The sequence below is a fragment of the Planctomicrobium limosum genome (genome assembly GCF_051465645.1).
GTDB lineage: Bacteria > Planctomycetota > Planctomycetia > Planctomycetales > Planctomycetaceae > Planctomicrobium.
In genome coordinates this window covers 2,794,373-2,816,635 of the sequence record NZ_CP195790.1, presented here as the reverse complement: position 1 = coordinate 2,816,635, position 22,263 = coordinate 2,794,373, and the positions used below count along the sequence as shown (strand labels likewise).

The 22,263-nt window shown below is 52.3% G+C and carries 19 protein-coding genes; 13 read left to right on the top strand and 6 right to left on the bottom strand.

Going from position 1 to position 22,263, the window contains the following annotated elements; genetic code table 11:
* Window positions 1-68: 68 nt before the first annotated feature.
* The 9 genes from rplR to folD all read left to right on the top strand — a co-directional run bounded on the left by rplR (window position 69) and on the right by folD (window position 8,527).
* A complete protein-coding gene (rplR, locus tag SH527x_RS10510) occupies window positions 69-434 on the top strand; it encodes a 50S ribosomal protein L18 (protein ID WP_437190632.1) in 366 nt (121 codons plus the stop codon).
* 82 nt (window positions 435-516) lie between these two features.
* A complete protein-coding gene (gene rpsE, locus SH527x_RS10505) occupies window positions 517-1,002 on the top strand; it encodes a 30S ribosomal protein S5 (RefSeq protein WP_437190631.1) in 486 nt (161 codons plus the stop codon).
* Window positions 1,003-1,121: 119 nt separating this feature from the next.
* A complete protein-coding gene (rplO, locus tag SH527x_RS10500; protein WP_437190630.1) occupies window positions 1,122-1,574 on the top strand; it encodes a 50S ribosomal protein L15 in 453 nt (150 codons plus the stop codon).
* A 151-nt stretch (window positions 1,575-1,725) separates the two neighbouring features.
* Window positions 1,726-3,090 carry a preprotein translocase subunit SecY gene (gene secY / locus SH527x_RS10495; protein ID WP_437190629.1) on the top strand — a complete coding sequence of 455 codons (1,365 nt, stop codon included), beginning with the start codon at window positions 1,726-1,728 and terminating at the stop codon, window positions 3,088-3,090.
* A 123-nt stretch (window positions 3,091-3,213) separates the two neighbouring features.
* Window positions 3,214-3,999 carry a type I methionyl aminopeptidase gene (gene map, locus SH527x_RS10490; protein WP_437190628.1) on the top strand — a complete coding sequence of 262 codons (786 nt, stop codon included), beginning with the start codon at window positions 3,214-3,216 and terminating at the stop codon, window positions 3,997-3,999.
* A 480-nt stretch (window positions 4,000-4,479) separates the two neighbouring features.
* Entirely contained in the window at window positions 4,480-4,899 is a 420-nt protein-coding gene (locus tag SH527x_RS10485; RefSeq protein ID WP_437190627.1) for a hypothetical protein, read from the top strand.
* Window positions 4,900-5,832: 933 nt separating this feature from the next.
* Window positions 5,833-6,201 (top strand): RNA recognition motif domain-containing protein, encoded by a 369-nt coding sequence (locus SH527x_RS10480; RefSeq protein ID WP_437190626.1) that lies wholly within the window; start codon window positions 5,833-5,835, stop codon window positions 6,199-6,201.
* Window positions 6,202-6,619: 418 nt separating this feature from the next.
* Window positions 6,620-7,354 (top strand): Maf family protein, encoded by a 735-nt coding sequence (locus SH527x_RS10475; RefSeq protein WP_437190625.1) that lies wholly within the window; start codon window positions 6,620-6,622, stop codon window positions 7,352-7,354.
* Window positions 7,355-7,654: 300 nt separating this feature from the next.
* Window positions 7,655-8,527: a bifunctional methylenetetrahydrofolate dehydrogenase/methenyltetrahydrofolate cyclohydrolase FolD gene (gene folD, locus SH527x_RS10470; RefSeq protein ID WP_437190624.1), complete on the top strand. Its 873-nt coding sequence runs from the start codon at window positions 7,655-7,657 to the stop codon at window positions 8,525-8,527.
* A gap of 51 nt (window positions 8,528-8,578) precedes the next feature.
* Here folD and SH527x_RS10465 read toward each other — a convergent pair whose 3' ends face one another.
* Complete coding sequence (locus tag SH527x_RS10465; protein WP_437190623.1) at window positions 8,579-9,685, bottom strand: hypothetical protein; 1,107 nt, start codon at window positions 9,683-9,685, stop codon at window positions 8,579-8,581.
* An 11-nt stretch (window positions 9,686-9,696) separates the two neighbouring features.
* Window positions 9,697-10,191 (bottom strand): hypothetical protein, encoded by a 495-nt coding sequence (locus tag SH527x_RS10460; RefSeq protein ID WP_437190622.1) that lies wholly within the window; start codon window positions 10,189-10,191, stop codon window positions 9,697-9,699.
* Window positions 10,192-10,690: 499 nt separating this feature from the next.
* Here SH527x_RS10460 and SH527x_RS10455 point away from each other — a divergent pair, with 499 nt between their 5' ends.
* Window positions 10,691-11,476 carry an esterase/lipase family protein gene (locus SH527x_RS10455; protein ID WP_437190621.1) on the top strand — a complete coding sequence of 262 codons (786 nt, stop codon included), beginning with the start codon at window positions 10,691-10,693 and terminating at the stop codon, window positions 11,474-11,476.
* A gap of 151 nt (window positions 11,477-11,627) precedes the next feature.
* On the opposite strand, the gene SH527x_RS10450 is transcribed toward SH527x_RS10455, so the two are convergent.
* The 3 genes from SH527x_RS10450 to dapA all read right to left on the bottom strand — a co-directional run bounded on the left by SH527x_RS10450 (window position 11,628) and on the right by dapA (window position 15,424).
* On the bottom strand, window positions 11,628-12,530 hold the full coding sequence (locus SH527x_RS10450; RefSeq protein ID WP_437190620.1) for an alpha/beta hydrolase: 903 nt from the start codon (window positions 12,528-12,530) through the stop codon (window positions 11,628-11,630).
* Between the two features lie 433 nt (window positions 12,531-12,963).
* A complete protein-coding gene (gene sufD / locus SH527x_RS10445; protein WP_437190619.1) occupies window positions 12,964-14,271 on the bottom strand; it encodes a Fe-S cluster assembly protein SufD in 1,308 nt (435 codons plus the stop codon).
* A 262-nt stretch (window positions 14,272-14,533) separates the two neighbouring features.
* Window positions 14,534-15,424, bottom strand: a complete 891-nt coding sequence (dapA, locus tag SH527x_RS10440) for a 4-hydroxy-tetrahydrodipicolinate synthase (protein ID WP_437194618.1) — start codon at window positions 15,422-15,424, stop codon at window positions 14,534-14,536.
* A 477-nt stretch (window positions 15,425-15,901) separates the two neighbouring features.
* On the opposite strand from dapA, the gene SH527x_RS10435 reads away from it, so the two are divergent.
* The 3 genes from SH527x_RS10435 to SH527x_RS10425 all read left to right on the top strand — a co-directional run bounded on the left by SH527x_RS10435 (window position 15,902) and on the right by SH527x_RS10425 (window position 20,839).
* Entirely contained in the window at window positions 15,902-19,234 is a 3,333-nt protein-coding gene (locus SH527x_RS10435; protein WP_437190618.1) for an SNF2-related protein, read from the top strand.
* A gap of 151 nt (window positions 19,235-19,385) precedes the next feature.
* The gene (locus tag SH527x_RS10430) at window positions 19,386-20,258 is read left to right on the top strand and encodes a class I SAM-dependent methyltransferase (RefSeq protein WP_437190617.1); all 873 of its coding nucleotides are present in this window, start codon (window positions 19,386-19,388) and stop codon (window positions 20,256-20,258) included.
* A gap of 41 nt (window positions 20,259-20,299) precedes the next feature.
* Window positions 20,300-20,839, top strand: coding sequence for a DUF1643 domain-containing protein (locus tag SH527x_RS10425; RefSeq protein ID WP_437190616.1), 540 nt, complete (start codon window positions 20,300-20,302; stop codon window positions 20,837-20,839).
* A gap of 534 nt (window positions 20,840-21,373) precedes the next feature.
* Here the strand turns inward: SH527x_RS10425 and trpA are convergent.
* Window positions 21,374-22,192 carry a tryptophan synthase subunit alpha gene (gene trpA, locus SH527x_RS10420; protein WP_437190615.1) on the bottom strand — a complete coding sequence of 273 codons (819 nt, stop codon included), beginning with the start codon at window positions 22,190-22,192 and terminating at the stop codon, window positions 21,374-21,376.
* Between the last annotated feature and the right edge of the window lie 71 nt (window positions 22,193-22,263).

The window sequence follows — 22,263 nt, the reverse complement described above, 5'->3', positions numbered from 1 at the left end:
CGGTTTGGTTTTAAACTACTGTTTTCACCAGATACGTACAAAATTTCGGTTTGAGGCAGGCGATAGGCATGGGGATTCAACAACAGATTGCGACTCGTCGTGTTCGTCGACGCCATCATGTTCGTAATAAAGTTCGGGCTGCCGGTCGGTTGCGACTTTCAGTCTTCCGAAGTAATAATCATATTTCTGCACAGTTGATTGACGATGTACAGGGACGAACTGTTGTTGCTGCAAGCACAACAGAAAAGTCGCTGGGCGGAGTTGGTAAGCCACACAGTAATGTCGAAGCGGCAAAGGTGATCGGTAAAGCACTTGCTGAACGAGCATTGGCGGCTGGGATCAAGGAAGTGGCATTTGATCGTGGTGCGTATGCTTACCATGGTCGTGTTGCAGCTCTTGCTGAAGCAGCACGTGAAGGCGGGTTGTCGTTCTAGGTTGTGTTTTGTTTCGTGCTGTTCAGTCTTCGGCTGGCTTGTCGCGAGTACTGTGTAATCATTGAGTTGGGAGTCTCCTAAAGTGGCAGCTGAAAGCAGTCAGGGCACGAAGAACCCGGAACGCGTTGTACAGATTCGTCGCTGTGCTTGCGTTGTAAAAGGTGGTCGTAGATTCAGCTTCGCAGCACTTGTTGTTGTAGGAGATGAAAACGGTCGAGTTGGCTACGGATACGGGAAGGGAACTGAGGTTCCAGTCGCCGTTGAGAAGGCAACAAAGCAGGCCAATCGTCGTCTTCAGCGAGTTTCGCTCCAGAATACTTCGATCCCACATCAAGTCGAAGGTCGTTTCGGTGCATCAAAGGTGTTGCTGATGCCTGCCGCACCGGGTACCGGCGTCATCGCTGGCGCGACTGTTCGGTCAGTTGTTGAACTGGCCGGAATCAAGGACATTTTGTCTAAGAGTCGTGGTTCGGCGAATCCTGTTAATCTTGTTAAAGCAACATTTGACGCACTGTCAAAGCTTCGTAGTCGGGAAGATGTCGCTCGTTTGCGTGGTGTTGAGATCTAATCGGGCGGTTTCCGGTTGGTTTTCGAAGTGATGTCTTTGTGTTTCAATAGAACTTCGTCGGCTTGTTTGCCGTAAAAGTATAGGGCTTGAGGGTTAGACCTGAGCCATTGGTGAATGATATGATTATCGACGACGTGCATCACGGGATTACCAAGCGGAAGAAGCGTAAGCGTCTGGGGCGTGGTCCTGGATCAGGCCACGGTAAGACATCTGGTCGAGGTCACAAGGGTGCTGGAAGCCGTCGCGGTAACTCATCTCGAGTTGGTTTCGCCGGCGGACAGATGCCATTGTTCCGCTTGGTCGCCAAACGCGGCTTCAACAATGCTGCTTTTGCTGACAAAGTGCTGGCGATCAATGTTTCTACTCTAGAGAAGCACTTCGCTGCTGGCGATGAAGTCACACCAGAGACTTTGGCTGTGCGGGGTTTGGCGAAAGCTAAACACGATTTTATCAAGATCCTTGGTGATGGCGACCTGACTATTAAACTGGTGGTCAAGGGCGTGCGAGTTTCTAAGGGTGCTGCAGAGAAGATCCAGGCTGTTGGTGGATCCGTAGAAGTTGCCGCTGAGTAGTTGTGGATTTCACGTACGAGAGTGCGGAGGCCAGTTTAGTTGGGCTTGCCAACATTTGAGGTGATCCTTTATCTCGTACGTGCATTGCAGGCTTCCTCGAGTAGATCGCGTGTATTGCGATTCTGCGTTGAAGTAGGATAAAGGATTACCGATGTTGTCTCGGCTGCGGATGATTTTTACGATCCCCGAACTGCGTCAAAAGTTCGTGGTGACTCTCATTCTGTTGGCCGTCTATCGGATGGGGTTCTCTATTCCCCTACCGTTTATTGATCAGGAAGCTGTGAGTGAAACCTTCAAGAGCTTGAAGGAGCAGCAAGGCATTGGTCAAGTGATGCAGGCTGTGGCTTTACTGTCAGCATCAAGCTTGGGAAATGCCTCAATCTTTGGCCTCGGCATCATGCCGTATATCTCGGCCTCGATTATCTTTCAGCTGCTGGGGCAGGTCTATCCCCCTTTGGAGCAGTTGCAGAAAGAAGGAGAGTCTGGTCGCAAGAAGATCAACGAATACACGCGCTACGCGACTGTGTTCATTTGTCTTGGACAGAGTTACGTCTGGGTGAATGTTCTCAGTTCAGGAGCCGGCCCGCTGGGTGGCTCCATGGTGATTCGAGATTTCAATCATCTCCATTATCAGTTGATCGCAACGATCACGATGACGGCTGGCACGATGCTGTTGATGTGGATTGGCGAACAGATTGATGAGTATGGCGTTGGTAACGGCATTTCTTTGCTTATTATGGCAGGGATTTTGGCTCAGATGCCTGGTGCTGGTTTGGAAGTTCTTCGGCCTGCTTTCGAGAACGGAATCGGACTTGGTACTGCTGCTGGTATCGATAAGCTGATGCCATTGGCCGTCTTATTCGTGGCCGTGGTGCTTGGGGTCATTGCGATGACTCAAGCCCAGCGTCGAATTCCTGTTCAGAGCGCTAAGCATGTTCGCGGGCGTCGAGTCCTTGGTGGACAAATGCAGTTTCTCCCATTGCGTGTGAATCAAGCGGGAGTGATGCCAATTATTTTTGCATCCAGCTTGTTGATGATTCCGGCAGTATTGATTTCATGGCTGCGTCCGATGCTTCCAAACTATTCGTTTTTGGTTGCACTTGAATCGGCCATGCAGAGCGGAAGTGGATTGCTCTACAATCTTGCCTACATTGGTTTGATTTACTTCTTCTGCTACTTTTGGACGAGCATCACTTTCAGCCCGAAAGATATGGCTGCAAACCTGAAGGACTACGGTAGTTTTGTTCCTGGGTATCGTCCTGGTGCACATACCGAGAAGTATCTGGATCAGGTGATGGTTCGGATTACGTTCGTTGGGGCAGGGTTCCTCGCACTGATCGCAATTATTCCGACTGTGGTCGCGACAAGTATGGATATTTCTCCGATTGTTGCGAGCTTCTACGGCGGAACTGGTCTTCTGATTGTCGTGTCTGTTGCTCTGGACCTCGTTCAGAAGATTGACAGCCACCTTGTCATGCGAAATAAGGCTGGGCTGCTGGATTCAGAAGACGTGTAGTGAAGCTTCTCGCATCACTATTCTGCTGATTGTATTTTTGAGTAAAATTGCAGACGCGACCCGATGATTCAGCGGGTCGCGTCTTTTCGTTGGTAGTGGATTTGCTTTGAGGGAATGTCGGTGATGCTGCAGTTAAAAAGCGCTCGGGAAATTGAGGCGATGCGTCAGGCAGGGTTGGTGGTGGCCGCTGCTCATTCCTTAGTTCGAAGTATGGTCCGGCCCGGTGTAAGCACTTCTGAGATCGATGCCGCGGTAGAGGCACTGTTCGCTGAGGCAGGTGCAATTCCACTGTTCAAGAATTTCCCCGGGAAGGTTCCGTTCCCTGCAGTGACCTGTATGAGCGTGAACGAGGTTGTGGTTCACGGAATTCCCGGTGAACGTGTTTTGAATGAGGGTGATATCGTTAGTGTTGATACCGGCTGTAAAGTGAATGGTTGGTGTGGCGATTCAGCTTGGACATATGCCGTCGGGGAAATTGACGAGGAGAGTCGTCGTTTGATGGATTGCGGAAGGAAGACTCTGAAGATTGCCGTCGAAAGTCTACGCTCTTGTTCGCGATGGTCACAGGTTGCGAAGAAGATGGAGCAGGCGGTGAAGGCGGATGGCTTTTCGGTCGTCGATCAGTTTGTCGGCCACGGTATTGGCCGAAAGATGCATGAGGAGCCTCAGGTTCCGAATTACTGGCGAACCGGGATGCAGGCAGAGGATTTTCGTATTCAGCCGGGGCTTGTGCTGGCGATTGAACCCATGATCAACGCTGGAAAGCCTGGCGTGCGAATTTTGAAGGATCATTGGACGGCAGTGACTGTGGACGGAAAGAGAAGCGTTCATTTCGAGCACACTGTTGCCATCACTGCAGATGGTCCCGTTCTGTTGACGGAAGCTGAGGGTGATTCACTTCTGGGCTAAGTCGATGTCGCTCTCTTCTTTGTTTGGGGGGATCCCTGCAGTCCTGTTGGTTTGCGTCCTTACCCGCTGATTGACTTGTGGGGCTGTTCGAGGTGCCGCTGAATTGGAGCGGGGCATTAAGCGTTTAGGGCTTGATGTTCATTGAGTGATAATGGAATTTTGCGCACGGTTAGCGAATTGCTCAGTGTTGTGATCTTCTCTGCGTTTTTTTCTGGACGACGAGAACTTTCTTCTCACGGATTGTTGCGAAATTGCCTCGTGATTCCGTTCGAGTGATGTTTTTCAGCCAGCGGACGCATTCGGTTGGCGTAACATTTGCGTTATTCGACTGATTGCATTTGAATTTCGTAGGACCCTACTGCGGTTGGTAGGTGAGCATCGTTTTCTCGTTGCCACTGATGTGATCTGTAGTAATTGGTCGAGATTGGTTTATTTTCCGTGGACGGCGAGTCCTCTCCGGAAGTGCTGGCAGGTTTTGAAATGGATTTGCAACCAAAGTGGCTTGAAGAGTTTGTTGAAACTGCGTGCAGTGCTCTGCATGCCGTTGACGAGATGGCTCCGATTGGTTGCCACTATGCCTGTGTTGATAATGTCTGGGAAGTTTCGCTGTTCTTTTCTTCGACTGAGGTTGTCGGCGGAAACAAGAATGGAACAAGCGATCCCTGTCTTTTTGTTCTCGATGTCGTGCGACTCCTGCACATATTTGATGCAGTTGAGTCGGCTTCATGGCAGCCGTTTCAGATTGATAATGAAGACGATCTGAAGTGTCACTTTGCCGTGGTTGGAAGTTATCGCAAATCTCAGATCTGGCTTCGCGTGTTGGCAGAAATGCCTGCCGGGATTGAGCCTGGACGGTTTCTTGACGCGAGTCAGGGAATTATTCATGAGGTCTGGGAGTAGCGGATCTTCGGGTGGCTATCGTCTCGCGTGCTCGTGTTGTTAGAGCTCTGCTTGAGTTTTGCCGTCTGTTTCTTTGCAGCTTTGCGTCCTTCAGATTGGTGGATCAGCCGGGCGTAATGTGTTTAGGCAGTTTGAGTGAAGCTGCTTAAGTCTGCACTTGCATTGACCAACATTGGACGGCGCTAAATAGTTTGCTCGTCATTGGCTATGGCGACCACTTACTGTTGCATTGGCTGTCTCAGGATGCATTATTCGTGAGAGTCAGCCTGTGGCGATGGATCGATTCTGTAGAGTCGAGGTGTTGCCCGTAAGCAAACGTTTTCCGCATTTCAAGTGCCTGTTGGAGCAGGTGCTTGGAGCTGAGTGCCACGTTCAGGTGCGATTGAGAGCAACTTTGCTGCACTTTATTGTGCTGCGTCGATATGCCCTTCTCCTCAAGTGCAAATCTCAATCTGCGCGCCCCAAAGTCATCTTGTTGTGCAACCTTGCAAGATGCCTGAGTTGTCGCCGAATGGCTCTTGGGATGCAGAGAGAATTCGGTGGAAATTGTGATTCGAGGCTCGAGAATGGGAATTCTTGCGTATTTTTCTTGAGCCGTTTTGGGGAAAATGGGCATTCTTAACTATGAGAAGTGGCCAATAAATCACTGTTTAAGGTGACTTGAATGGCGTGTTTAGCTTGATGGGAAATGGTAGGAAAGTTCTTCGAAGAAACGAGTTGCATTTATTTGTTGGTTTGCGAGTTGCCTGATGTAGGCGAAGTTAACGATATTTTCGCTGCGTCATGTCGGGATGAAATAGCAGAATATGCAAACTCACCTTTGAGAATTCCTGATTCGTTTGCTAGACTCTGGCGGATCGTCTGAGCTGCGCCGCAAAGAGGAATCGCCCTCCCGGCAGACGAAGACGTAGCTACAAGTTAGGTTAGAGAGCAATGGAATCGAAATTGTATGTGGGCAACCTGTCCTACAACACATCTGAAGACGATCTGCGAGATCTTTTCAGCCAGGCAGGCAACGTAAAAAGTGTCGCTTTGATCAAAGACCGTGAAACCGGACGGTCAAAAGGGTTTGCCTTCGTCGAAATGAACTCCGACGATGACGCACAGAAAGCAATCGACCAGTTCCATGGTCAGCAGTTCCAGACTCGCACTCTGACTGTCAACATTGCTCGTCCACGCGAAGAACGTCCACGCGGCAGCTTCGGCGGCGGCGGTGGAGGCGGTGGAGGCGGTGGACGCGGCGGTCGCGATGGCGGCGGTCGTGGTGGACGAGATGGCGGCCGACCAGGTCGCGATTGGTAGTCTTCGCCCTACGTGCAATTTGTGATTCTGAAGGCTGCGGGCGACATGTGTGTTGATCTCCGGTTGGTCGCAGCCAGCTCTTTCAGCCTGATTGGTGGATGCCCGGTTTCGTGTATTCACTGGGGCGGTTAGTTTCAGTGTTGCAGTTGATGGTGACGAAGAGGGCCGTTCGTCTCCGGTTGCGTTATGTGTTGTGAATTGATAGACGTGGATTCGTTTAGGTGGATCCATGTCGTCGTTCCGTATCCCTTTGATGTTTGCTGTGAAGCATTTTGCTTCATGGAGAATGTCAGATTTGGGATATTAGCTGTTCGAAGTGCACCGCTGTCGGAATTCTATTAGTGCCCGCGTTTGTCCTTTACGAATTGATGCGGTCAACGGTCGCGGTGTTTTTTACTGCACATCTGGTTTTTTCTTAATGATCCTCCTTGGTTCTCAGTCCCCTCGTCGGATGGAACTTCTCTCAAGGATCGTCCCACCTGAAAGAATTCAGGTTGCTCCTGTCGACTCAGATCTTGAGGCAGGATTTGATGGACTTCGCACAACTGAAGAGATCTCTTCGCAAGTTCTCGTAATTGCTGAGACTAAAAGAGACAGCGTTTTAGGTCAGCTCGGCTTTTCTGTTGATCGATCATCTGTTGATGCATGCGACAGAATCCAGCTATCTCGCGTGAATTCTTCTGTCATCTGCTCGAAACCGAACTCTGGCTCCTGCAGTCAACTGAATTGGCAGGTCTTAATTACAGCAGATACTGTCGTCGTTGTTTCTGATTCTGATCAACACCCGGTCGTGCTCGGAAAACCTGACGGTCCAGAATGGGAGCGAACCGTTCGCCACTGGTTCATAGATTACTATTCCGGCCGTGAACATCAGGTGGTTACAGGGGTTTGCATGCTGGCTCGGGATGGTCGTTTCCGAGAGTTTTGTGTTGAAACCCGCATTCGATTCCGCTCCGTATCCCAGTCACTTTTAGATTGGTACATCAAGACAGGTGAACCGCTTGGCAAGGCTGGCGGATATGGCCTGCAAGGAGCAGGGGAATTGTTTGTTGAATCGATTTACGGGAGTTCGAGTAACGTCATTGGTCTGCCTTTAGAACCGGTTTGGCAGACGCTTTTCGACTGGGACCTGCTGGATTCGGTTTCCGATTGATGGTTGTTGCATTCGGTTCATTGCACGCGAACTCAATTTAGGGGTCTGTCTGAAGGTCTCGACACTGGTTGTTGCGTGCAAGCATTCGCTAAATTGAACCAGGAATTGAATCAGCACGGGGTTCTGGTGCATCCCAGGATCGGGTGCATCCACGGTTTTAAGTCGGGTTTTGCCAGGCAGTGGCACTTTGACTTGGCGAAAGCATTTGCTCTTGAGCTCACTGGGGATCATTGCCACCGTGAGTTTCGATCAGGAACGCTGGATTTTGATTTGGAATTTGTTTACGGCATTGAGAGAAGCATGACAGCAAAATTGATCGACGGAAAAGCAACGGCGGCAAATTTGAATGCTCAGCTTGCGACGAAAGTTGCGGAGTTTGAAGCGAAAACCGGCGTTAAACCTCATCTGGCGGCCATTCTTGTTGGAGATGACCCTGCCAGCGCTGTCTATGTGCGGAATAAGCAGCGTGCCTGTGCCAGTGCGGGAATGCAGAGTACTTTGCATCGTCTGACGAGTGAGACAACTCAGGTTGAGTTGCTGGGATTAATTGCACAGTTGAACGCCGACGCAACCGTTCATGGAATTCTCGTGCAACTTCCGTTACCAGCTGGAATCGATGAGACCACGGTTCTTGATTCCGTCACCCCGTTGAAGGATGTCGATTGCTTCCACCCTGAGAACGTCGGGCTCATGGTGCAGGGGCGTCCACGGTTTCTGCCTTGTACTCCGGCAGGATGCCAGCACCTTATTGTCAATTCTGGATTCGACACTCGTGGCAAGCATGCAGTTGTGATTGGCCGGAGTGAGATTGTCGGGAAGCCAATGGGGATGATGCTTGTTCAGAAGGGAATCGGCGCGGATGCGACGGTGACGATCGCTCATAGCCGGACAGCGAATCTGGCGGAAATCACCCGACAGGCGGATCTGTTGATCGCGGCAGTTGGCCGTCCAATGACTGTCACGGCGGATATGGTGAAGCCGGGTGCGTGTGTCATCGATGTCGGGACCAATCGAGTCGACAACAAGCTTGTCGGGGACGTCGATTTTGATGCAGTGAAAAACGTTGCTGGCTGGATTACACCGGTCCCAGGGGGCGTTGGCCCGATGACAATTGCCATGCTGATGGAGAACACGTTGACCGCAGCACGGTATCAGACTGGCGAGTTGTCGTAATTTTGATTCGACTTTTGCAGGGACTTCATCGTCAGGATGTGGTCCCTGTTTTTATTTTGCCCAGGCCGGAGTGTCGCTGGCAACCTGTGGCATTCCGGTTGGCCGCTTGCTTCCCCCTTTTTTGTCGCCCGGAGGAAGTGACCAATCGTCGCTTTCAGTGGAATTGACAAGTTGGATTGCGCCCGCCTTGGCGGCATCTTTCGAGAGTGATTCTGCGATGGGGCTCGCTGGGAGTCCTTTGACCATCCCCTGGAGCTGACCAGAGTTTTGCCGGGCCAGTTGGCCAATATCAACGACAGGGCCATGATTCGGAAGCTGCCAGATTGCAGTATTGTTCGCCAATGAAGGGGAATTGATCTCTGGATTACGGATATCCATCGTCATCTGCATGCGGGCGTCCGGCCATTCCAGTCGAATTGAAAGTGGCAGGTGAGTTCCGTCTGGCAGAGTGGTGTACCGGTCCATTTTTGCTCTGGCGAGAACTTTCCCACCGGGAAGCCGCAACTGGTGTTCCTGCACGCAGCCGGTTTGAATACTGACTCGAACGATCCGTTCGACATCGTTACCAAATTCGGAAGCTTGCGTCGAAACGAGATCGATTGTTCCGCTCTGAAGATTTGCCGGGTGAATTTCAAAGTCCTTTTCATTCAGCGGCATCACCCCGAAAACTTCCATCAACCAGAGTGGGTGGATGTGAACGGGCATCTGAAGTTCCTGCAATGCGAGCGCGATATCATCGTGTGATGATGTCATGACTTGCGGCATTTCCTTGGACCAGATCCAAAAACGTTCGTGGTTCGAACCGATGTCAACTTCTTGTCCACCTGAAAGAGGGTTGGAGACAAGGAGACGGAAATTGCTGGGGGCTTCCACTGCAATGGACGCAGGCAGTGCGATTGGAACGCCTTCAACATGAAGCTTTACTGCACCGGATCGCCATGACTTCAGCGCAGTGTGCTCCGCGGTTGAGACCAGATTGCGGTTCAGATTTGCAATGACTTCTGGTTTGGATGATGTGACTGTCAGCACTGGAGCTGGTTTTTTCCCAGTCAGGTTGCTTCCCCAACGATGGGTTGCACATCCATTCAGCAGGGCCATGACAAGCAGCATGCAGCATGATGCGATTGTCATAAAATGAAGTGGCTGACTGGTTCTCATATTGCGAATCCTTACGCAGCTTCCCAGCCAGTATTGATTTGATGAGCGAGTGCCTGGCGCAGCTCCGAGATCTCAGATTCAGAGAGTTGCTGGTCCCGAATCAAAAACGGGCCTTCTCCGCGTGATCCAGACAGCTCAAGAAATTCAACGTCGTCCACCTGCTGTGTGCCGTCGAGTCTCAGTCGTCGCTTCTGCAGAAGGGACAGTGAAATCACGTAGCACAATTTTTCCTGAGCAGGATTCGGTGATTCCACCAGTTGCTCAAGCGTTTTCAAAAGCACTTCAGGATCGGTGACGGATGCAGGTTGAGTTTCCGGGAGAGGGACGTTGCAGCGCCAATGTCCCAATGCCCCTTCAGGAATTCCTTGCCAGCCCTCTTCGCTGAAGTCGAGGCGTTCCTGTTGGCCTTCCTTTTCGATGAGTACGGAGTAGCAGACTGCCCCCGGAACCAGAGGCTTTCCGGTTCCGGCACATATTTTCGTGATTGGGCGAAATCGATAGTCCATGCAATTCGCAAAGGGCCAGGACGGCCTGTCTCTCATTTGGCTGCCATGCAGCTGATCGGGCTTTGTGAAAACCCTGATTCCACAGTTGGCTGTATTACTCACCAGGTGGAGTGCATGTTTTGGGCGAAGGTCGACCATCAACGAAGACTCTGGCGGCATCCTAGATGGAATTTCGACTTTAACTCAAGATGAATTCTGCTCCTGACATGTGTTGCTGGCTGCGTGTAAGTGCTTTTCGGTGAAGTGGATAGGGTGGTTTTATGAGATTGTGAGAGTCTGTGCTCCATTTTTGCAGGAAATGCTCGTAGCGGAACGTTCTTTTCCGGACTCCGTAGTTTCCCTGATCTGCCAATCAATACAGGGAATTCTGTATTCGTGACTCCGCCGTTCTCCCAGTCAGCTGGAGCGTGGAACCATGAAACCGCGTCCTGTGTTTGAAATCCGACTCGTCAGTTGGAAGGGCAAGGCTACAATTCGGCAAGAGGAAATGGAGGCAGTCATGCGAATCCAATGGCCTGACATCGAATTGAAAGACCAGTCATCAACGAAGGGGACGATCGTTCTGTTGCATGGTCTCGGGGCGTCAAGCTGGCTCCTCGCCTTGCTGGCCCGACGGTTGAGGCAACAGGGATACCGCGTTGAAAACTGGGGGTATTACAGTGCGCGGCAGTCTTTGGAGTTGTTGATTCCGCAATTTCAGACGCGTTTCGAAGAGCTCCATCAATCGATCGCGAACGACGAAGGTCAACTGCACATTGTCGCCCATAGCTTGGGCTCGATCATCACGCGGGCGGTCCTGACAGAAATTGAGTTGCCACGCTTGCAGCGAGTGGTCATGTTGTCGCCGCCGAATCGGGGATCACATTTCGCAACGAAAGTTGGTCCATATTTACGCTGGTGGACTCCACTTGTTGATGAACTCTCTGATCGGGAAGACAGCTTTGTGAACCGCCTGCAGGTGAAGATGCCTGCGAATCTGGAATTGGGGATCATCGCAGCGGAGTGGGATTATGTCCTGACCGAGATGACGACGCATCTCGAATGCGAAGTGGATCACATTACCATGCCCAGCCGACACACTGGACTGGTGCTTCGTCAGAGTGCAGCCCGGCAGATTCTTCACTTCCTCGAACATGGACGATTTCATCATCAACCATGTCAGATTTGCGAGTCCGGTTCGATGCCGGAGTTCGTAACGAAAATCGCTACCGGACTGGCCAATGAACTCGCCACCGAGCTGGCGACGGAAGGGCATGAGAACATCAACGTGATCAAAGGAAGTTGAACTCAATCGTTGTGGATTCAACTCCTCGTCGTGTCGTCTCGCGGTGCCTGCTGCTTGAGAACGTCGACAACGGCTTGAAAGTGGGATCGGCTTGAGAGTCGGCCCGGATTGGCTGTAACCAGATGGTCTGCATTTGGGATGCGAGGACCGTTTAATTCACTTTGGACTCTGATTCGACTTGAGCAACAACCGTTGTGCAGAAGTTGTGTCGACGGAGAAAATCCATTGCCTTCGGGAAGACCTCGACACAGTCGGTGTGACCACCTGAAAGTGAAATCAACTCGGATGATGGATTGGCATCATGGAGTTGTTCTGCGTGGAAGAATGGAAGCAATTCGTCTCGATCCCCGTGCAGAATCAGGATGGGGACGTTCAGATTTGGAACCACTTCCAGATTATTGAAAGTGTTCGTCACGAAGTAGGAAAACGGACCGAAGCGTGCTTTGGCTGCGCTGGTGATGGAACTGAATGTTGATTCCAGAACAACCGCATTGAATTGGCGTTCACGTGCCAGAGCACAAATTGCTCCACCACCAAGAGCTCGGCCATACCCAATTACGCGATTGGCATCGATTCCCGGTTGTTGAATCGCCCAGTCGTAAGCAGCAACTTGCGATTGCTGAATTGCTTTCTCGGAAGCAACGCCGACCGAACGACCATACCCAGGGTACTCGGCCAGCAGGATTGCGACTCCGTTGTTGCGGAAGTCGTCAAACTGGTCAACAACAAGATCAATGGCCTTCTTGTTTCCGTGACAATAGACCATCAGCGGGGCGTTGACTGACGATGATTGATTCGTCGGCCGCAACAGGATGACTTCGATCTGTCCTCCCGGGGTGTCGAGTTTCACAAACTCGGCATTTGCATCAAGCGTGGGAGGAAGTGTCGGAACGGCTGGAGCTGGAAAGACGATCGTCTGTTCAACAGCGGAAATCACTAATGGTGCGGTGAATGAATTCACAACCAGCAGGCCGCCCAGACACAATGCCCATTTGCCGAGTCGACTTGAACCGGTGGATGTGCGAGGTGGGGATGCGTGGTCGACTGCTTGCATGGGCGCTAATACCGTTGAGTGAGCTTGCATCAAGACACGGCGTGGCATTCCGGCGCTGATGCAGGTGCATCAGTCAGCCGGATGTTTCCTCAGCGAGGAAGACCGCTTTGATTTGTGCCGGTGAGTCTCAAGGGGCAGGATGCACTGCGAGGAAATCTCGACTGGCATCCGGTTCCTGATGTTTGTCGTACCGGCGGCAACGTCATTTCCATGTGAGGAATGACGGCTGTGGAGAAGGTCGACGCGGCGTAAGCGATGAGATCAATTGAAAAAGCGAAAGAGCATGTCTCGCAAGCGAAACATGCTCTTATGGAAGTAATACTCGTTCTACCGGAAAAGTTTCTCTATTCCGTTCGTGACATACATCTGCTTTAGTGGGTACTTCGACGGAGATGCATCACGGAAATTCAGGTCAACGCTTCAGTTTCGATGCTTACTCGCCAATTCCGAGCTTGCGTTCGACAGCCTGACTCAGAGTCTCGCGAACCAGTTCAACTGGAATGCGATCGTAGACCTGTGCGAAGAAGCCTTCCACGATCATGTGCATCGCTTCATAGCGAGAGAGCCCGCGGCACATTGCGTAGAAAACTTGCTCTTCGTCGACTGGTCCTGCTGTAGCCCCGTGGGTACAGCGAACGTCATCTGCTTCGATTTCCAGACCGGGAATGGCGTCGGATCGAGCGTCAGCACTCAGCATGAGTGAGTCGTTACGCTGATAGCCGTCAGTCTTCTGGGCGTCAGGATCAACCTTGATCATTCCTCGCCAGACAACGCGTGATTTGTCGCGGCACACTTCCTTGTACAGCAGGTCTGATTTGGTGTCAGGCTGATGGTGTGTCTGCTGGGTGTAGTAAGAGAGCAATTGCTTGTCGGTTGCGAATGTCACACCGTTGACCTGAGCCGTTGCTCCACGGCCATCCAGGTGGACGTCCTGATGAATGTGAGCGAAACGGCTTCCGAGTGCTGACACCGTCCACTGCAAAGTTGAATCGCGACCGACTCGCCCAGACTGGTGAGCGAAGTGGCGGACTTTCATGTTCCAGTTCTGCAACTGGACATATCGCAGGTTGGCACCAGAACCAATGATCAGTTCCACTGCACCAACGTGGAGACCTTCAGTCTCTGTGGAAGTGGAAGCGGTTTCTTCCAGCAATGTGGCAGATGCTCCATCTTCGAGAATCACCAGTGTATGGCTCAGGTCGGTCATCCCGTTCTGTTGCAGCGTGATCAGGCTGTAAAGAGGGACCTTGATTTCAACATTTCGCGGAACGAAGAGGACGGTTCCTCCTGTCCAGAATGCAGCATGCCAAGCTGAGAATCGATCGGTTGAGGGATCGACTGCCCGAGTGAGGAAGTAAGGTTCCAGCTTTTCGCGGTGCTCAACAAGCAGCTTTGAAAGGCTTCCGAACAGAACACCTTTCTGCTTCAGTTCGTCATTCAGTGATTCTGCGACACAGTGACCATCAACATGAGTGACGGCGCCTGCAAATTCTGCGCGGCCCTTCATCAATGTGGAAACAGCTTCGGCCTGTTCTGGACGCGGCGCTGTCTGGTATTTCTCAGGGCGGAAGGTTCGCAGTTCCAGCCGTCGATACTCTTCCGGATCGAGTTCGGTCGTCAGTCGTTGCTGATACAGTGAAAATGCTTGGCGGCGCGCTTCCTGAATCCAGTCCGGTTCTTGTCGGGCTGCAAGGAAAGCGTCAAAGGCGGCTTGTTGAAAGCCGGAATGTGAAACTGCCATGGAAGCCATAATTCACTGCCGCAAAATTCGAAGGTCAAAATTTGGATATGCCTGATACCGCACCGACAGAGCGAATGGTAATTCTGCTTTGCCGGTGCTTGATCTCAGGACCTCATGGTGCAGTTCGACTCGCTGAGTTCACTGCCATCATCATCCTCGATTGTACTCAATTGCTTCTGCAAAGATTCAAGATTCGCTGGAAGACAATGAAGACGATGCTGATTTCGAGGTGACGATTGAGAAATTCCCGCTTCAATTGCGGTTAGCTCAACAGTCCGTAGTTCTGCAAAGTTACTTTCAGCTTGCCCATGTCAGCAGCAGACAACTGTGTCAGTGGCAAACGAACTTCCCCTGTGTCTCGACCGAGAATCTGCATCGCGGCCTTGAGTGGGATTGGATTGGTCGCCAGCCCCAGCATGTCACGGCAAAGCGGGAACAGCTTATGGTGGGCCTTCTGGGCAGCAGCGATGTCACCACTGTTCCAGGCGGCAATCAATGCCATCATGTCTTTGGGAATGATATTTCCAGCAACGGAAACAACGCCGCTTCCCCCGATGGAGAGCAGTGGAAGTGTCAGTGAATCGTCACCTGACAAAAGCGTCAGATTGCTTCCGTTCAGGATTTGTGATGCCTGATCCAGTGAGCCGGTTGCTTCTTTGATCGCGACGATGGTCGGAAGTTCTGCAAGTTTGCAGATCGTGTCCGGCTCCATGTTCTTCGCTGTTCGGCCGGGAATGTTGTACAGGATGATTGGCAGGTCGACGGATTCTGCAACCGCCTTGAAGTGCTCGTAAAAGCCTTCCTGCATTGGCTTGTTGTAGTACGGCGTGACCATCAGAGCACCGTCAACGCCAGCGTCTTTCGCACGCTTCGTCAGGCGAATCGCTTCAGCTGTCGAGTTTGACCCTGTGCCGGCCATGACTTTGATTCGCCCTGCGGTGTGTTCCGCAACGATCGCAATGACGCGTTCGTGTTCGTCATGGCTGAGAGTTGGGCTTTCCCCTGTGGTTCCGCAAGGGCAGATGCAATGTGTCCCCTGTTCGACATGCCAGTCGACCAGTTTACGGAGTGCAGTCTCGTCAACCTGTCCGTCTTTGAAGGGCGTGATCAGAGCAACTGTCAAACCAGCGAATTGTTCTCCCTTACGGGCCATGACCTTCTCCAGCGCCGCTTCCAGCGGACAGATTGTCTCAACGAGTATTTTGTGTTTCACAAGAGTGATTTGCGAAGATTCTGTCTTTTCGTACAGAGACGCAAAGAAAGAATTCTAGACGGACTGATTCGGATTCGAAAGTCCTGACAAGGTTAGAACCTCTGAGACGGGTGTGTTTCCTGAGATCCAGTCGCAGAGTCGGAACTGAATTGGTTGATGTCTGTTGGTTTCCGACAGCAAACTGGGGTGGGGGGAAGAATTCCTTCCAACAAGTCTGGCAAATTGGAAGCCACTTTCGATACGCTGGGAGACTGCGCCCGATTTTGGTGCGTCGGCGGTATTCGTGATCTCTTCGTTATGATGCAACCTTTGCATGATAGAAGAGTGAATGAGCTGCCGATCCCCGGGCGCCCTGCGCGGTTCATGGTTGTATTCATGCCGGCTGATGAATGTAGGTGACTTGCAGGGAGGCATGTGGTGTCTCTGACACAACTGCTTGAAAGTAAATTCCGAGGCGATATCCGCTTTCGCGGACAGGCTTATCTTCAGGCGGACCGCGTATCGATCGTACGAGTCACTGCAGATGATTTGCATGCTGTTGTTCGGGATGGGGTTGAATATCAAACGCACTTGAGTCGCCTGGAAGGTGACCTGAGGATGTATTGCTCGTGTGTTGGGGAAGGGCAGACTCGCGACCCAGCGTGTAAGCATCTTTGGGCGACAATCCTGTCGGTCGATGCCGGGTCGTATCTGACTGCGCCTGCTAAACCGGGAGCCGTTCCGCCGTTTGTTTCTGACACGCGCTATACGCCGCTCGATCTGTCATCGTGGGACGAAGACGATTTCGAAGGGGGAGATGTTTTCATCCCTTCGGATCCAAAATCTTCGGCTTCCGCGAGAGCAACTGCATCGGCCGCAGCAGCGGTTCGCCAGCAGCCGCGCGAATGGGAAACCAAGCTGCGCGATTTGAGAAATCAGATGCCGACCTCGGCGAAGCCGGGTGCATCGACTGAATCACGCGAACGCGAAATTTTCTATGAAGTGGATGTTCCGGAGAGCCGGAAGTCACAACAGCTTGTGATTCAGACATCGCAGCGCCAACGCCGTAGCAACGGTCAATGGGGCAAGCTGAAACCATTGAAGATTCGCCCTGGCCGACTTGAGGAAGTTGACCACGCGGATGACCGCCGCATCCTCGCGTTTCTCGCAGGGGGAACGCCGGAGCGAACTGGATGGATGGCGCAACAGGCCGAGTTCCAGACATCGGTCTATCGCTATCGTGTTCCATTTGAATTGTGCACACTGATCCTTCCATTGATGGCAGGTTCAAAGCGTCTTCGGTTTCTCGATGAATCCGAGGCTGAACTTCCACCATTGATCTGGGATGAAAACGAAGTCTGGCAGCTCTGCCTGTGTCTTGATCAACTCGAAGATCAGAGCTGGGAGTTGCATGGCGAAGTTCGTTTTGGTGAGAAGAAACTGCGAATCGAGAAGTGCGATCTGCTTCTCCCCGGCGGTCTTGTCATTCACCAGAACATGATTGCCAAGCTGGAAGATTTCGGGGCGTTCGACTGGATTCCGATGCTCCTCGGCGATCAGAAGTTGACAGCCAAGCAGAACGAAGAGCAGGATCTCGTGGACTGGTTGCTGGATATGCCAGCACTTCCACAACTTGACCTGCCGAAGACGTTGCAACTGGAAGAGGTTCGTCCGGTTCCAGAGCCTCGACTGCTGTTTCGTTCTCCGTCCAAACGTGGATGGAAGCACGAACGAATTCACGCAAACGTCGAGTTCGAATACGACGGCACACGTGTTCGTGGGTCGAACGTTCAATGGGCTGTCGTTCAGCGCGATCAGGGTCGGTGCCTGTTGAGAGATCAGCAGCGCGAACCTGCGTTCTGGTCTCAGCTGGATAGTCTTGGATTCCGTCGGCTCGTCGATCATCGACAGGCGGCGCATGATGTTGATATCGGCGTCGGTGAACTCGGTCGCGCTGTCCGAACGCTGGTCAACAGCGGGTGGCAAGTCCACGCGGACGGCAAAGAAGTTCGTCAACCTGCCGCGATGAAGTTCAATGTTCGATCAGATATCGACTGGTTCGAACTGACTGCTGACGTCGACTTCGATGGCCAGAAAGCGAACTTCCCAGAGTTGCTGGCAGCGCTCTCTCGCGGGGATTCGACGATCCGTCTGGATGATGGATCGTTGGGGATTCTGCCTGAGGAATGGTTGCAGCAGTATGGCATTCTCGCCGGTCTGGGGAACGTCAGCGAAGAGGGCATCAAGTTCTCAACCGCGCAGCTCGGTCTGGTCGACGCACTCCTGACCAATCAGGAATTTGTCAACTTTGATGAGCGCTACCTCGAAGTTCGCACCAAGCTGGAATCGTTCGATGGCGTGATGCCGCGTGCGGAACCGCTGAACTTCAATGGACAGTTGCGACCATACCAGAGAGAAGGTCTGGGATGGCTCCACTTCCTCCAGGATTACGGCTTCGGTGGCTGTCTTGCGGACGACATGGGTCTCGGTAAAACCGTCCAGATGCTCGCGCTTCTGCAAGAACGAAAGCAGTCTCGCGGGTTTCACCTGCCGTCTCTCGTGGTTGTTCCAAAGTCCTTGATGTTCAACTGGATTCAGGAAATCATCAAGTTCGCTCCGGAACTGACACACATGGAGTACACCGGACCGGAGCGCGTGGCGCACCGTCCAAATATTCCAACCACGGACCTGATTCTGACCACATACGGAACGTTGCGTCGCGACATTCTGGAACTGAAAGATCAGGAATTCGACTACGTGGTGCTCGACGAAGCACAGACAATCAAGAATGCGGCATCGCAGGCTGCGAAGGCGTCTCGCCTTTTGAAAGCCAAGAACCGCGTGGCGTTGTCTGGTACGCCGATCGAAAACCATCTTGGCGATTTGTGGTCGATCTTTGAGTTCTTGAACCCTGGGATGCTGGGACGTAGTTCTGCATTCAAAGTTCTGGCGACAGAGGCTTCAAACGAGCAATCTCGAAGAACAATCGCTTCTGGTGTCCGTCCTTTCGTTCTGCGAAGAACAAAAGGTCAGGTTGCCAAGGATTTGCCAGATAAATTCGAAGAAACCATCTACTGCCAGATGGGCGAACGGCAGCAGCAGCTCTACGACGAAATGCGGGAATACTACCGCGATTCGTTGCTGGGCATGGTCAAGAAACAAGGGATGGGCAAGAGTCGGATGCACGTGCTCGAAGCACTGTTGCGACTCCGTCAGGCGGCCTGTCACCCTGCGTTGCTTGATAAGGGAAGTGAAGACGACGAATTCGCCAAACTTGATGTGCTCTGTCCACAGCTGGAAGAGCTCATTAAGGAAGGGCACAAATCGCTTGTCTTCTCCCAGTTCACAAGCATGCTGTCGATCGTCAAGAAGCATCTGGACCGCCGTGGGGTGAACTATGTTTACCTCGATGGGCAGACGCGCAAGCGAAAGCAGGTTGTCGATCAGTTCCAGAACGACCCGACTACGACTGTCTTCCTCATTTCGTTGAAGGCAGGGGGACTCGGTTTGAACCTGACCGAAGCAGAGTACGTGTTCCTTCTGGACCCATGGTGGAACCCCGCCGTCGAAGCTCAGGCGATCGACCGGGCACACCGGGTTGGACAGACGAAGCAGGTCTTCGCGTATCGACTCATCTGCCGCGGTACGGTGGAAGAGAAGATTCTCGAACTGCAGAAGCAAAAGCGGGAACTGGCCGATGCGATTCTCGAATCGGAAGGCACACCGCTTGGCGATCTGACGACCGACGATCTCGAACTGTTGCTGTCATAGGTGCTGTCACAGGCCAGACTGGTCTGAAGTATGACAACGCAGGTTGAGACGAATCTGTTTTGAATTCGACGTCTCTGTCATGGAATCCCATGGCAGAGACGTTTTTTTGTTATACTTCAGTCACTGTATGGGAAGCTTGTCCATAGGCAGCGTGTCGCTCACTGTCTTGAATGCGACCGAGGAAAATATGGTCAAAGTGGGAGTTGATCTGACGGGCGTGAAGCAGACGCTGTTCATCACTCTGCTGGCCAAAGCGGCCGAGAGTCAACTGCCAGACTCGCTTCTGCATGACGAGTTCGCCAGGCGCGCGGCGAACGAGCTGGACATCGACACCACGAAGATTCGGCTGCCGCACGACGGCAAGATTGCGATTGCTGTTCGCGCCAAAATTCTTGACGACTGGACCAGACAGTTTCTGAATCGCTATTCCGATGCCACTGTTCTGCATCTGGGGTGTGGACTTGATAGCCGCTTCTATCGTCTGGGAGCTCCCGCAACAGTTCGGTGGTTCAATGTGGACTTTCCGGACGTGATTCAGATGCGGGAGCAGCTCTATCCGGATCGCCCCGGCGTTCAATCGATATCGGCATCGATCACGGAACCTGGATGGTTGCAGCTAATTCCTGTGGATCGCCCGATCTTTGTGCTGTCAGAAGGGGTGTTTCCCTACTTTCACGCGACCGAAGTGCAGCAGTTGTTTGATGGGATCACGACGTCGTTTCCGCAGGGGGAAATTGCGTTCGATTCTTACCCTCAACTTGCCTGCTGGTGGTTGAATCGACATCGCTCCATTCAGTCGACTGGCGCAAAACTGAAATGGTGGGTGAACGATCCTCGCCAAGTGGAGAAGTGGAATCCTCGACTCAAACTTGTCGAGGTCTGGGATCGATTTCCTGCAGAACAGCTCGCCCGATTTTCAATGCCCAATCGACTGCTGATGAGGCTTCCGGTGATTTGCAGGATGATGCGGTTATTGCGATTTCAGTTCTCGGCGGATTCTCCTTATCATGTTCCCGGATGTTAGGTCGCCTCATTCGTTCTCCACTGCAATTTCACTGACGATTCATGTCTGAACTTATCTACCGCACGCATCGTCATGAGAACGGTTGGGTCAGCTCGGCCCGATATTCTCCATGTGAGATTTATCGATACACGTTGCAGCGAGTCTGGGACGAATCGGGACCGCTGGTGTCATTCATTGGTTTGAATCCATCAACCGCAACAGAAATTGATAACGACCCGACGGTTCGACGCTGTATTGGATACGCACACTCCTGGGGCTTTGGTGGAATGCGGATGCTGAATGCATTTGCGTTGCGTTCAACTGACCCTCGAGGGCTCAAGCAGATTGCTGATCCTGTCGGCCCGGACAACGATTTCTGGCTGAAGAAAATGACGAAAGATGCGTCATTGACCATTCTTTGCTGGGGTGTTCACGCGGAGCTGAACGAACGGCATGCTCACATCGTCAAACTGCTGAAAAAGGCATCCCGAGAGGTGCACTGCCTTGGGGTGACGAAAGCCGGCTACCCAAAACATCCGCTCTATTTGAAGCAGTCACTGCAGGCAGTGCCGTTTCTGGATGGAACCGCGGCCGGGGTATAGCTTCCCGGTTGGCTGTTCCACATCTTGCAGGCCGGCAAGGCTGACGAAGTTTAGGTCGGTTTGAATTGGCCGTGGTGCAATTTCTTGCCCAATAACACGAGAAGCCCAAGTGGGCTCTCACCTCCACTCGGGCTTCTTTGTGATTCACTTTGTGAACTTCGACAGGAATCTAGCCCTTTCTCAAGGGGCCGGACGATTCCTCGTGTGGTCTTAGTGTTTCTCTCACCAGACCAACTCAATCACCAGAGGATGTCTTCCGCATTCTCTGTGCCATTGACGCTGAGAATTTGTTGGAATACATCTCGTAAGTCTATACTGCGAAGTTTGTTGCGGTGATTTGTTGAGGAATTGCAATAAGTGTCACTGGATGGGTTGTGTGTAAAACTTGCAGACAAAAACGGCCTGATTTGCAAGTTCTACTGAGCGACGAGCGTGAAGCTGGGAGTTTCAGGGAAACTCCGGGGAGTTGAATACCGCGAATCCCGGAGTGCTTTGCTACTGAATTTCCTGCCCGATTCACACAGGGAAAGTCGTTTACGCTTTAACCTGATGAGCTGCTGTCGCCATGGATTCAGCGTACGATTTCAGTTCAGTGAGAGCGGCTTCGCGTGAATCGCCTGTTCCCAGCTTTTCCTGATGGCGAACAATCGCTGACCCAACGATGACTCCCTGAGCGAGCCCTCGAAGTGGTTCCACGTGCTCTGGGCGACTGATTCCGAACCCAACGGCGAGCGGGAGATCTGTTTCTTCCTTCAGCCAGGCCAGCTGTTCAAGAACCGCGTGTGCGACGGAATCACGTTCCCCGGTCGTCCCGGCCACCGCGACGATATAAACAAATCCGGACCCTTGGGCCAGAATCGCTTTGACGCGATTGCGTGTCGTTGTAGGGGCGATGAGCTGAATCAGGTCGAGCCCTCGCGCCTGAGTCAGTGCGAAGAGTTCTTTGGCTTCGATGCCCGGCAGATCAGGGACAATCAGCCCACTGATGCCGGATTGAACGCAGCGATCCAGAAACTTCTCGACGCCGGCCCGGAAGATCAATGCGTATGAAACCATACCGACCAGTGGTGGCAGGTTGTCGCGTTTGAGCTGTTCCAGTGCGGTGAAAATTTGACCCACATGGACTTCTTTTTGGAGAGCCCGAGTGTAGGAAGCCTGAATCACAGGGCCGTCTGCGATGGGGTCGCTGTACGGGAAGCCGATTTCAATCAGGTCAACACCAGCGGCGGCGAGAGATCGCAGGGTGGCTTTAGTTCCTTCGAGATCAGGATCGCCAGCGGTAATGAATGGCATGAACGCCATCTGACCATTGGCCTGCAATGCAGCGAAGGTATCACGAATGCGATTGGACACTCTCAACTCCTGACAAACATGAATTCGCCGCTGGGACGTTCAAACCTAAAGTTGCGATGTGAAGGCTTCTG

Bases quoted from the DNA above. Each gene is read 5' to 3' on its own strand.
- rplR (WP_437190632.1), top strand. From the start codon at position 69: ATGGGGATTCAACAACAGATTGCGACTCGTCGTGTTCGTCGACGCCAT.
- rplO (WP_437190630.1), top strand. From the start codon at position 1,122: ATGATTATCGACGACGTGCATCACGGGATTACCAAGCGGAAGAAGCGT.
- secY (WP_437190629.1), top strand. From the start codon at position 1,726: ATGTTGTCTCGGCTGCGGATGATTTTTACGATCCCCGAACTGCGTCAA.
- map (WP_437190628.1), top strand. From the start codon at position 3,214: ATGCTGCAGTTAAAAAGCGCTCGGGAAATTGAGGCGATGCGTCAGGCA.
- SH527x_RS10485 (WP_437190627.1), top strand. From the start codon at position 4,480: ATGGATTTGCAACCAAAGTGGCTTGAAGAGTTTGTTGAAACTGCGTGC.
- SH527x_RS10480 (WP_437190626.1), top strand. From the start codon at position 5,833: ATGGAATCGAAATTGTATGTGGGCAACCTGTCCTACAACACATCTGAA.
- SH527x_RS10475 (WP_437190625.1), top strand. From the start codon at position 6,620: ATGATCCTCCTTGGTTCTCAGTCCCCTCGTCGGATGGAACTTCTCTCA.
- folD (WP_437190624.1), top strand. From the start codon at position 7,655: ATGACAGCAAAATTGATCGACGGAAAAGCAACGGCGGCAAATTTGAAT.
- SH527x_RS10465 (WP_437190623.1), bottom strand. From the start codon at position 9,685: ATGAGAACCAGTCAGCCACTTCATTTTATGACAATCGCATCATGCTGC.
- SH527x_RS10460 (WP_437190622.1), bottom strand. From the start codon at position 10,191: ATGGACTATCGATTTCGCCCAATCACGAAAATATGTGCCGGAACCGGA.
- SH527x_RS10455 (WP_437190621.1), top strand. From the start codon at position 10,691: ATGCGAATCCAATGGCCTGACATCGAATTGAAAGACCAGTCATCAACG.
- SH527x_RS10450 (WP_437190620.1), bottom strand. From the start codon at position 12,530: ATGCAAGCAGTCGACCACGCATCCCCACCTCGCACATCCACCGGTTCA.
- sufD (WP_437190619.1), bottom strand. From the start codon at position 14,271: ATGGCAGTTTCACATTCCGGCTTTCAACAAGCCGCCTTTGACGCTTTC.
- dapA (WP_437194618.1), bottom strand. From the start codon at position 15,424: ATGGCCCGTAAGGGAGAACAATTCGCTGGTTTGACAGTTGCTCTGATC.
- SH527x_RS10425 (WP_437190616.1), top strand. From the start codon at position 20,300: ATGTCTGAACTTATCTACCGCACGCATCGTCATGAGAACGGTTGGGTC.